Origin of the sequence: uncultured Sphingosinicella sp., from assembly GCF_963974575.1 — a bacterium.
Classification (GTDB): Bacteria; Pseudomonadota; Alphaproteobacteria; order Sphingomonadales; family Sphingomonadaceae; genus Sphingosinicella.
In genome coordinates, this window is sequence record NZ_CAXBBQ010000008.1 from 123,310 (window position 1) to 133,820 (window position 10,511).

The following is a 10,511-nucleotide window of genomic DNA, read 5'->3' on the forward strand; positions in this document are numbered from 1 at the left end:
TCAGGAGAACCATGATGGCGATCGACTATCAATCCCGTATCCCCAACAACGTTGACCTGTCGAACGACCGCGGCCTCCAGCGCGCGCTTGAGCATTGGCAGCCGGCCTTCCTCGACTGGTGGAAGGATCTGGGTCCCGAGCATTATCAGAACCACGATGTCTATCTGCGCACCGCCGTCTCGGTCGATGCCAAGGGCTGGGCGCAATTCGGCTATGTGAAGATGCCGGACTACCGCTGGGGTATCTTCCTCGCCGACAAGGAGGAAGACCGCACGATCGGTTTTGGCGATTATCGCGGCAAACCGGCGTGGCAGCAGGTGCCCTCCGAATACCGCTCGGTGCTGCGACGCCTGATCGTGACGCAGGGCGACACCGAGCCCGCCTCGGTCGAGCAACAGCGCCTGCTCGCGCTGACGGCGCCGTCGCTCTACGACATGCGCAACCTCTTCCAGGTGAATGTCGAGGAGGGGCGTCACCTTTGGGCGATGGTCTATCTGCTCCACGCCTATTTTGGCCGTGATGGCCGCGAAGAGGCGGAGGAGATGCTCCACCGTCACTCCGGCGACATCGACAATCCGCGCATTCTCGGCACCTTCAACGAGCCGATCGACGACTGGCTCTCCTTCTTCATGTTCACCTACTTCACCGACCGAGACGGAAAGTATCAGCTGAAGTCGCTTGCGGAGTCGGGCTTTGACCCTCTGGCGCGCACCTGCCGCTTCATGCTGACCGAGGAGGCGCATCACATGTTCGTCGGCGAGACGGGCATCGGCCGTATTGTCAAGCGAACGCTCGAAGAGATGCAGAAGCTGCGCACCGACGATCCCGCTACGCTGCGCGCGGCGGGGGTGATCGATCTGCCGCTGCTTCAGCGCTACATCAACTTCTGGTATTCCTCGGCGCTCGATCTTTTCGGGGCGGAGATCTCGTCCAATGCCGCGAACTACTTCGCCAATGGACTCAAGGGTCGGCCCGATGAAGCGACCTACGAGGATCATGACGCCAGCGGCACCATCGAGACCCTCGAGACGCCCGACGGTGCCCAGGAGGTGCCGACGCGCAACGCCATGAACTACATCACGCGCTCGGCCTATGTGCGCGACTGCATGGTGGGCTTCACGCGCTGGAACCGCCAGATCGCCAAGGCCGGGTTCAACATTGAGCTGACGCTGCCGTCCGAGCGCTTCAACCGCAAGGTCGGCTTGTGGGCCGGCGCGCGTGTTGGTGCCGACGGCCGATCCGCATCCGATGCCGAGATACTGGCGGCGCTGCCGAGTGACACGGACCGCGTCTACGTGAAGTCGCTGATGGTGCCGGTGACCGAGATCGGCAAATGCGCCAACTGGATCGCGCCGGCCGATCGCGGCATCAACAACAATCCGTTCGAGTTCGAATACGTCCGCGCAGCATGATCTTCCTGGCGGGACATCTCGGTGTCCCGCCATTCTTATAAGAAATGACAAAGACGTTGGAGCCACCAACGCTTGTGGGAGGAGAGAATAATAATGGACAGCGCTTTTGCGTCGAGCATCGAGGATCTTCCCGAGCGATTCAACGCGGCGTCGGACATCATGGATCACAATCTGGCGACCGGACGCGCGCATAAGGTCGCAATCGTCGACCACCACGGTAGCCTGACTTATGCAGAACTCGCCGAGCGCATCGACAGGATGGCCGACGTGTTCCGGGCGCTTGGCGTGCAACGCGAGCAGCGGGTGCTCCTCTGCCTCCTCGACAGCCGCGATTTCCCGACCGTGTTCCTTGGCGCGATCAAGGCTGGCATTGTCCCCGTGCCGCTCAACACGCTGCTCGTCGCCGACGACTATCGATGGATCCTGGAAAACAGCGGAGCCGCCGCCGTGTTCGTCTCGGACGAGCTGTCTCACCATTGGGCGGACATCGCGGCAGCTTCGCCCGATGTGTCCTTCGTATCCAGTGGGGCAGGGCCTTGGCCGCAGCTCGAGGCGTTGCTCGCCGAAGCGGCGCCCGTGCGCCAGGCTGCGCCCACGCACCGCGACGAGGTGGCGTTCTGGCTATATACTTCGGGTTCGACGGGACGGCCCAAGGGCGCCATGCACGCCCACAGCGCGATGCGGCTTACGGCGAATCTGTTCGGCCTCGGTGTGATCGGCTACCGCGAGGACGATGTGGTGCTTTCGGTGGCAAAGCAGTTCTTCGCCTACGGGCTCGGCAATGCGCTGATCTTTCCCTATGCTGCGGGCGCCACGGTCGTGCTGCTCAAGGACCGCGCCGTGCCGCAGGCGGTCAGCGACCTTATTCTGGAACATGGCGTCAGCATCCTGAACGGCGTGCCGACTTTTTTCGCTGGCTGGTTCGCAAGTGGAACGGCGCCGTCACGCGCAGAGGCGCCACACCTGCGGATTGCAACCTCGGCCGGCGAATGCCTGCCGGCGCATATCGGAGAGGCGTTCCGCCGCCGCTACGACGTGGACGTGCTCGACGGGCTCGGCTCGACCGAGATGCTCCATATTTTCCTCTCACAGCGGCCCGGTGCGGTTCGCTACGGCTGCACCGGCCGACCCGTCCCCGGTTACGCGCTGCGAATCGTCGATGAGTCTGGCCTACCGGTCGGACCCGGCGAACTCGGCGAGCTTCAGGTCAAGGGGCCGACGGCGGCACTCGGCTACTGGCGCAATCGGCCTAAAACGCTTGGCACCTTCCAGGGCGAATGGATGCGCACCGGCGACAAATACAGCATGTGCGCCGAGGGCTGGTACACCTATGGCGGCCGCAGCGACGACATGCTCAAGGTAGGCGGCATCTACGTGTCGCCGGCCGAGGTCGAGGAGGCGCTCGGTTGTCATGAGGCCGTCCTGGAGGTCGCTGTGGTCGGCGCGGCCGATGGAGACGGCTTGATCAAGCCGCGCGCGCATGTTGTGCTTCGCAAAGGCCACGTCGGCGACGAGCATATGGCGGCGACTCTCAAGGCGCATGTGAAGCAGCTGCTCGCACCGTTCAAATATCCACGCTGGATCGTATTTACCGACGAGCTCCCGAAGACCGCTACGGGCAAGATCCAGCGCTTCCGGCTGCGCGAACTGGCGTGACGACGATCATTGCACCGGCTGCGTTGGCCAGCGACTTGACGGTCGACGGCATCCGGCTTGAGACCTGCGTATGGGAAGGGGAGGGCGAGCCGCTCCTGTTACTGCATGAGGGTCTTGGCTCCGTGTCGATGTGGCGGGACTTTCCGGCGCAGCTTGCCGAACGTACCGGCCGCCGCACCATCGCCTGGTCGCGGCAGGGGTATGGACTGTCTGACCTGCTTCCGGGGCCGCGAGCGCCCGACTATATGCACCGGGAGGCTGCTGCGGCGCTGCGCTTTATGGATGTGCTTGGCATCGAGCGCGCGGTGCTTCTCGGCCATAGCGACGGCGGCTCAATTGCCCTCCTTGCCGCCGCGGCTGCACCCCATCGGGTGACCGGCCTGATCCTCGAGGCGCCGCATGTCTTCGTAGAGCAGGTCACGATCGACAGTATCGCCGGCGCAAAGACGATCTTCGAGACGAGCGACCTGCCTCGACGGCTTGGACGCTATCATCAGGATGTCGATCATGTCTTCTGGACGTGGAACGATATATGGGTCGATCCCGCTTTCCGCGATTGGAACATCGAGAGCTGCCTCCCTGCGGTCCGCGCGCCCGCGCTACTGATCCAGGGGCTCGACGACGAATACGGCACGCTTGAGCAGCTCGACCGAATCGAGGCCGCGCTGCAGGGCACGCGACGCCTGGAACTTGCGGACTGCGGACATTCGCCGCACCGCGACCATCCAAAGGCGGTCATCGGTGCCATCGACACCTTCTTGAGAACATTGACAAAATGACCGACGCCTGCCTCTTGGACTGTGCGGTGGCCGGCGTGCCGCGGCGGATCATTGGGATCGCTCCCGCGCTCGCCAGCGAGAAACTGCTAAAGGGCCAGGGCCTTAAAATCAATGACATCGAGGTCGCCGATTTGAACGAAGCTTTCGCCTCGCAAGGTCCGGCGGTGCTGCGGCAGCTCGGCTTTCCCGATGATGCTCAGCATGTTAATCCGAACGACGGCACGATCGCGCTTGGCCAACCGCGCGGCATGTCGGGTGCGCGCTTCGCGCTTGCCGCGACCGAGGAGCTTCAGCGGCGCAGCGCGAGGCGGACATTTTGCACCATGTGCATCGGCGTCGGCCAGGCGATCGCGCTCGTGGTCGAACGGGTATGATACGTCAGAAGCTTCTTGGCCCGAGTGGGCTTCGCGTGTCGGAACTCTGTCTCGGCACGCTGACCTTCGGCGAGCCGAAGCGGTGGGGCGCAGATGCGGAAAGCGCAGCCGCCATTTTGTCCGCATTCGTGGATGCCGGTGGCACCTTCATCGACACAGCGCCCAATTATGCGAGCGGTGTTGCCGAAGAGATCGTCGGCTGTTTCATCCGCGGCCGGCGCGATAATCTCGTCATCGCAACCAAGTTCACCGCCGCGGCCGAGGTACACCCTTTAGCCGGTGGCAACAGTCGCAAGAGCATGATGCGTGCCGTCGAAGGCAGCCTCACGCGTCTCGGCACTGATCATATTGATCTACTGTGGCTGCACTATTGGGACGGGACAACGCCAGCCGATGAGATCCTGCGGGCATTCGATGATCTCGTGCGCGCGGGCAAAGTGCTCTATGTAGGGCTTTCCGACACACCGGCATGGGTGGTCAGCCGCGCTGCAACCATCGCCGAGTTGCGCGGCCTCACCCCGGTCATTGCGAGCCAGATCGAATATAATGTCGCGGCGCGAACGGCCGAGCGCGAGCTGCTGCCGATGGCCGATGCGCTGGGGCTCGGCGTGGTCTGCTGGGGCGCGCTCGCAGCTGGCGCGCTCGCAGCTGGCGACCAGCCTCTGCGCCGTGCGCCGGATTCGCTACCGCCGACCTTGGCGAAAGTGGCGGACGCGATCGCCCAGCTTTCGGCCGAGAGCGGTGTCGCACCGATTTCGCTCGCACTGCATTGGCTGATGGACCGCCCGGGTGGCAGGATGATCCCGCTGATCGGTGCCCGGACGGAAGTGCAGATCAGGAACACCATTGCCGCGGCAGCCGCCGAGGTCGACGGGGCACTTCTCGCCGCGCTTGATGGAATTGCGCCACCTCGCCTTGGTTTCCCCCACGAGCTCATCGCTTCGCCCTATCTGCGCAAGCTGGCGCTCGGTGATCCCTCGCTTTTCGTGCCCGAAATCCGAGCCCGCAGCTGATGTTTATCCACCAATATGCACTGACGATTGGATGGGGCGACTGCGACCCAACTGGTACCGTCTTCTACCCGCGCTATTTCGGGATGTTTGATGCGGCGACCGCATTACTGCTGGAAGCAGCATCCGGCATGTCGCGCGCGGCGCTCATCCGCCACTATGGCATCGTCGGTTGGCCAATGGTGGACATGCGCGCGGTATTCCACGCGACGGCCAGTCTTGGTGATCATATTCTGATCGAGAGTCGCGTCACGCGCCTTGGCCGGTCGAGCTTCGACATCGACCATCGGCTGCTCCGGGGCGACACACTCTGCGTCGAAGCAGCCGAGGCAAGGGTGTGGGCAGCGCGGGCAGAAGAACAGGGACCCATCGAGGCTTCGCCTCTCCCCGATGAGCTGCGTCACGCGCTCGAACGATCTTGAAGAGTGAAGCATGATATCAAACTTCTATGACGTAGTGATCGTAGGCGCGGGCCATGGCGGCGCGCAGGCAGCGGTTATGCTACGGCAGCTTGGCTTTGAGGGCACGATTGCGGTCGTCGGTGACGAGCCCGAGCTCCCCTACGAGCGCCCGCCGCTGTCGAAGGAATATCTCGCCGGGGAGAAGATATTTGAGCGGCTGCTGATCCGGCCCGCAGCCTTCTGGACCGAGCGGAAAGTCGGGATGATACTTAACACACAAGTGACCGCCGTCGACCCAGCCGCCAAGCGGCTGACCTTCGCCAGCGGTGGTAGCCTCGAATATGGAGCGCTCGTCTGGGCGACGGGCGGCAGCCCGAGGAAACTCATCTGCTCGGGTCATGACCTGCCTGGCGTCCATGCCGTGCGCACCCGCGCCGATGTTGTAAAGGTGATGGACGAGCTGGCGATCTGCAGTCAGGTGGTGGTGATCGGCGGCGGCTATATCGGCCTTGAAGCAGCGGCCGTACTTACCAAGCTCGGCAAGAAGGTCGTGCTTCTGGAGGCGCTCGACCGAGTGCTCGCCCGCGTCGCTGGGTCTGAGCTCTCCGCCTTCTACGAGGCCGAGCACCGGGCCCATGGCGTCGATCTGCGCACGGGCGTAAAGGTCGACTGCATTGAGGAGCGAGACGGCCGCGCTTGCGGCGTGCGCTTGGAGGGCAGGGAGGTCGTGCCCGCCGACATGGTGATCGTCGGCATCGGCATTGTGCCCGCGGTCCAGCCGCTCATCGAGGCAGGTGCTGAGGGCGGAAACGGCGTCCTCGTCGATGAATATTGCCGGACCAGCCTGCCGGACGTCTATGCGATCGGCGACTGCGCCGCGCACGCCAATGCCTTTGCTGATAGTGCTACGATTCGCCTGGAGTCGGTGCAAAACGCCAATGACCAAGCTAGCACCGCGGCGAAGGCGATCACCGGCAATCCCGAGCCTTACAAGGCGACGCCATGGTTCTGGTCGAACCAGTATGATTTAAAGCTGCAGACGGTCGGCCTGTCGACCGGCTTCGACCAGACCGTGGTTCGCGGCGACCCCGCCAACCGCAGCTTCTCGATTGTCTACCTCAGGAACGGCCAGGTGATTGCGCTCGACTGCGTCAATGCAGTGAAGGACTATGTCCAAGGCAGGCAGCTTGTCGAGACCCGTGCCAGGATCGATTCAGCGCTCCTCGCAGACATCGCAAAGCCTCTGAAGGAGCTGAGTAAGGTGTGCTGAGGAAGAGCCGGGAGCGAGGTTTTTGCTGTTGCAGGGGGCAGGCAACGTCGCCGGTAGTTTGGGTCGTGGCGGGTGTGTTCGCTGTGATCGAAGGAGTTCGAACTCACTTTATTGCCAGACAGGCAGCGATGCCGTCATGAGAGTATCAACCGTCCCGTACGGCATCGCTCATATTAACAACTCCCTTTTGCTTGGACCGCATCACACAGGTTAGAATGATAGATGATCGAGCGCCGCCTCAGCTGCCTTGGCAGTCTGTACTCCTGAGGTTGTATCGATTGTGAATTCCCAAGCGGGGATATTTGTCGGGATGGGTTTGCTCGGTTGATTTCATATGTCCGGCCTGTTTGTTCGGTTTTTGGTGGCCGCTGGCCTTTGATGGAATGACCCAACCACGCAGGCGAAACTGCTGTTGCTGTCTCAGTTGCGCGGCAGCGCGCTCTCGGCTAGCTCGGTCCAATAGCTGGCGCCGATCGGCAATATTCGATCGTTGAAATCATACTCAGGATTATGGAGCATCGCGCCGCGCTGATGCTCAAGCCCGTTTCCAATGAGCGCATAGCAGCCAGGGCGTTCCTGGAGCATCCATGCGAAGTCTTCGGAGCCCATGATGGGCGGTTGGCTAAGATGAGCGCGCGCAGGACCAACCACGGCAGCCGCTACCTGCGCTGCCAGTTCGGTCTGCTTCGGGTGATTGATGACAGGCGGGCAACGGCGATCGTAATGGAATACAACATTAGCGCCGTAAGCGCCGGCGATCCCCTCACAAAGTCGCCCCATGCTTTGCTCAATATGATCGCGGACAGCAGGCGAGAATGCTCGAACCGTGCCGCCGAACTCGACCTCGCCGGGAATGACATTGTTCTCATGGCCGCCATTGAGGCGGGTGACGCTGATCACGGCCGGCTCGCGCGGATCGACCGTGCGTGCTGCGATCTGGTTGAAGCCAAGGACGATCTGGGCAGCGATGGACACTGAATCTATTCCAGCGTGGGGCCACGCCCCGTGACCTCCTTTTCCCAGCACTGTCCCATGAAACGAGTCCGCGCAGGCGAGGACCGGGCCGGGCCCGACCGCGATGTGACCTTCTTCCAGGAGCGGATAGTTGTGCAAACCAAAAACTGCGTCGACCGGAAAACGTCTGAATAGTCCCTCTTCAATCATGCGCTTAGCGCCCGAGACGCTCTCCTCAGCTGGCTGAAAAATGAAGTGCACTGTCCCACTAAAGTTGAGGGTTCGAGCCAAGTAGTGGGCTGCGCCGAGGAGCATCGCAGTGTGCCCGTCGTGTCCACAGGCGTGCATCTTGCCGGGATGGCGGGAGCGGTGCGCAAACTCATTGTGTTCACTGATATTCAGCGCGTCCATGTCGGCGCGAAGCCCGATCGCCCGTTTCGATGAACCAACCGACAGCGATCCTACGACACCAGTCCCTCCCAAGCCCCGCTCAACCTTCAGCCCCCAATCGGACAGCAAACTGGCGACGAGATCAGACGTCGCATGCTCTTCGAAGGCGGTCTCGGGGTGCCTGTGCAGCCTCCGGCGCCACGCCGTCATGGTTTCCGCCAATGCGCTGATCTCGTGTCGGATCGCCATCGCGCCCTCCTGAAACATATTGGTACTGCCCAGTACAAAGACCTTCGGACCTCGTCGATACGAAGGGTCAAACCTTGCGATTGAGGACATTTGCAAGGCTAGAGCAGAGACTTTTATGGTGCCAAGTCGCGATACTGGACGCGCGTCCAAGCCGGACCAATCATTCTCGCCGGAGGAGAACTGCGCCGCCAAGGCTGCCGCCGCCATTGCCAACCACCGACACTTTGGCATCCACCACTTGGCGCAGCCCTGCTGACCCGCGAAGCTGTAGAACGGCCTCGTGAAGGTGCCCAAGGCCATGCATGCGCCCTTCAGACAGTTGCCCTCCATTCGTATTCAAGGGCAGATCGCCGTCGAGGCGAATGCGCTCTCCCCCCTCGACGAACTCACCCGAGCCACCCTCTTCGCAAAAGCCCAGCGCCTCAAGCCAAAGCATCGCCAGCCAACTGAAGCCATCATACAGATGCGCCGTATCGACATCGGACTGCTTCAGGTCCGTACGTGACCACATCATGCGCGCAGCATCGTGCATAGCCATGCGCGGGTAGTCCGTCCGCGACAGCCAAGTATCCATCCGGTTATAGGCGCCGGCGCCGATCGCCTCGATCACAATAGGAAGCTGCGGAAGATCTCGAGCGATCTCCAATCGTGATACAATGACGGCGGTTGCGCCGTCACACGGCACGTCACAATCGAAGAGCGAGAAGGGCGTCGCGACCAATCGGCCCTGCAGGTACTGCTCGAGAGTAAGCGGATCCTTGTAGATAGCCTTTGGATTTTTCGCCGCGTGCTCTCGCTGGACGATTGGGACCGCTGACATCTGCTCCCGCGTAATCCCATATCGCTGCATATGGCTGCTGGCATGGCAGGCAACCCAAATCGCGGCTGACGGGGCGTGGTACGGGAGCATGTATTCGAGCCAGCCGCTCGGCTCCATCCACGAGGGTGCAGCGGCTGATAAAGCGTGGCGCGGTCGCCATCTCTCTCCCACGCCGCGCCAGCAAAGCACGTGATCTGCAAAGCCTGCACTGATCGCGGACACCGCATTCATGATCGGCGAGAGCGTTGACGCCATTTCGCCAGAACTGTGCCAGTCAAGTGAAAGGCCAAGGCTTGCTGCAACATCGGCGATCCCGGCGCTGCCCCAGCTCGCGCTTGTGCCGCTTGGAACGGCGGGCCAGCAGCTGGCGCCGCGTATGTCGGCGGGCTCTAGGCCCGCATCTGCAATCGCTTTCTCGCAGGCGGAGAGTGCGAGTTCAAATGGGTGTATCTTTGGCTTTCGGAAGATCTCGGACTGGCCAAGCCCTGAGATGCAGGTTTGCTTCTCCGCGTAGCGATTTGACACGCTAACGATCCTCGAATTCAGGCAAGTACACTTGGCCGAGGGCCACAAAATAGGCTCTGACCTTTAAGCCTATCGCAACGCGATCGATCGGCGTGCGGGGCAGATTGCTCATCAGGCGGAGTCCTGGCTGGTCATCAAGTTCGACAATGGCTACAACGTAAGGTACCTCAAGGCCTTGCACGAACGGCTGGTGCACTACGGTGTAGCCGATTACTGTTCCTGCACCACTCGTTGGCTGAGGCCCCTGACCTGCCCCATTAGGCGGGTCCACCGGATAAGAGAGAGTTCCGGCGGTCGTGGTCGCCCTGGTGGGCAGACCGGAGCGAAGCGTAGGGCAGACCAGCAGGGCGAGGCAAGATGGCTTGCGGGGCCGGAGGCAGATAACCGATCGAGCTGTGCGGCCTGATGGTATTATAGTGTTCGCGCCAACGGCTGACCAGGATCTGGGCCTCCCTGAGTGTATAGAAGATCTCGCCGTTGAGCAGCTCGTCGCGCAGCTTGCCGTTAAAGCTTTCGCAGTAGCCATTTTCCCATGGTGATCCCGGCTCGATGTAGAGCGTCTTCACCCCGATCCGGGCGAGCCAGTCCCGCACGGCATTGGCGGTAAACTCAGCGCCGTTGTCGGATCGGATATGGGCTGGAGGCCCATGTTTCACGAACAGATCGGTGAG

Annotated in this window: 10 protein-coding genes; 7 read left to right on the plus strand and 3 right to left on the minus strand. The window is 62.1% G+C overall.

Annotation, left to right across the window (positions count from 1 at the left end; genetic code table 11):
• The first annotated feature begins 14 nt into the window (after nt 1-14).
• The 7 genes from boxB (at nt 15) to AAC014_RS15230 (ending at nt 6,902) form a co-directional block, all read left to right on the plus strand.
• On the plus strand, nt 15-1,412 hold the full coding sequence (boxB, locus tag AAC014_RS15200) for a benzoyl-CoA 2,3-epoxidase subunit BoxB (protein WP_339710025.1): 1,398 nt from the start codon (nt 15-17) through the stop codon (nt 1,410-1,412).
• 93 nt (nt 1,413-1,505) lie between these two features.
• Nucleotides 1,506-3,068: a benzoate-CoA ligase family protein gene (locus tag AAC014_RS15205; protein ID WP_339710026.1), complete on the plus strand. Its 1,563-nt coding sequence runs from the start codon at nt 1,506-1,508 to the stop codon at nt 3,066-3,068.
• Nucleotides 3,065-3,847, plus strand: a complete 783-nt coding sequence (locus tag AAC014_RS15210) for an alpha/beta hydrolase (protein WP_339710027.1) — start codon at nt 3,065-3,067, stop codon at nt 3,845-3,847. The genes AAC014_RS15205 and AAC014_RS15210 overlap by 4 nt, the downstream gene beginning before the upstream one ends.
• Entirely contained in the window at nt 3,844-4,221 is a 378-nt protein-coding gene (locus tag AAC014_RS15215) for a hypothetical protein (RefSeq protein WP_339710028.1), read from the plus strand. Before AAC014_RS15210 ends, AAC014_RS15215 begins: the two co-directional genes overlap by 4 nt.
• 35 nt (nt 4,222-4,256) lie before the next feature.
• Nucleotides 4,257-5,234, plus strand: a complete 978-nt coding sequence (locus AAC014_RS15220) for an aldo/keto reductase (protein ID WP_339710029.1) — start codon at nt 4,257-4,259, stop codon at nt 5,232-5,234.
• Nucleotides 5,234-5,653, plus strand: coding sequence for a thioesterase family protein (locus AAC014_RS15225; RefSeq protein ID WP_339710030.1), 420 nt, complete (start codon nt 5,234-5,236; stop codon nt 5,651-5,653). The genes AAC014_RS15220 and AAC014_RS15225 overlap by 1 nt, the downstream gene beginning before the upstream one ends.
• Nucleotides 5,654-5,663: 10 nt before the next feature.
• Entirely contained in the window at nt 5,664-6,902 is a 1,239-nt protein-coding gene (locus AAC014_RS15230) for an FAD/NAD(P)-binding oxidoreductase (RefSeq protein ID WP_339710031.1), read from the plus strand.
• Between the two features lie 420 nt (nt 6,903-7,322).
• On the opposite strand, the gene AAC014_RS15235 is transcribed toward AAC014_RS15230, so the two are convergent.
• From AAC014_RS15235 to AAC014_RS15245, 3 genes are all read right to left on the minus strand, one after another.
• The gene (locus AAC014_RS15235; RefSeq protein ID WP_339710032.1) at nt 7,323-8,495 is read right to left on the minus strand and encodes a M20 aminoacylase family protein; all 1,173 of its coding nucleotides are present in this window, start codon (nt 8,493-8,495) and stop codon (nt 7,323-7,325) included.
• 160 nt (nt 8,496-8,655) lie between these two features.
• Nucleotides 8,656-9,840 (minus strand): thiolase family protein, encoded by a 1,185-nt coding sequence (locus tag AAC014_RS15240; RefSeq protein ID WP_339710033.1) that lies wholly within the window; start codon nt 9,838-9,840, stop codon nt 8,656-8,658.
• 257 nt (nt 9,841-10,097) lie between these two features.
• Nucleotides 10,098-10,511, minus strand: a 414-nt coding sequence (locus tag AAC014_RS15245; protein ID WP_339710034.1) for an integrase core domain-containing protein, incomplete at its 5' end; no start/stop codon positions are given.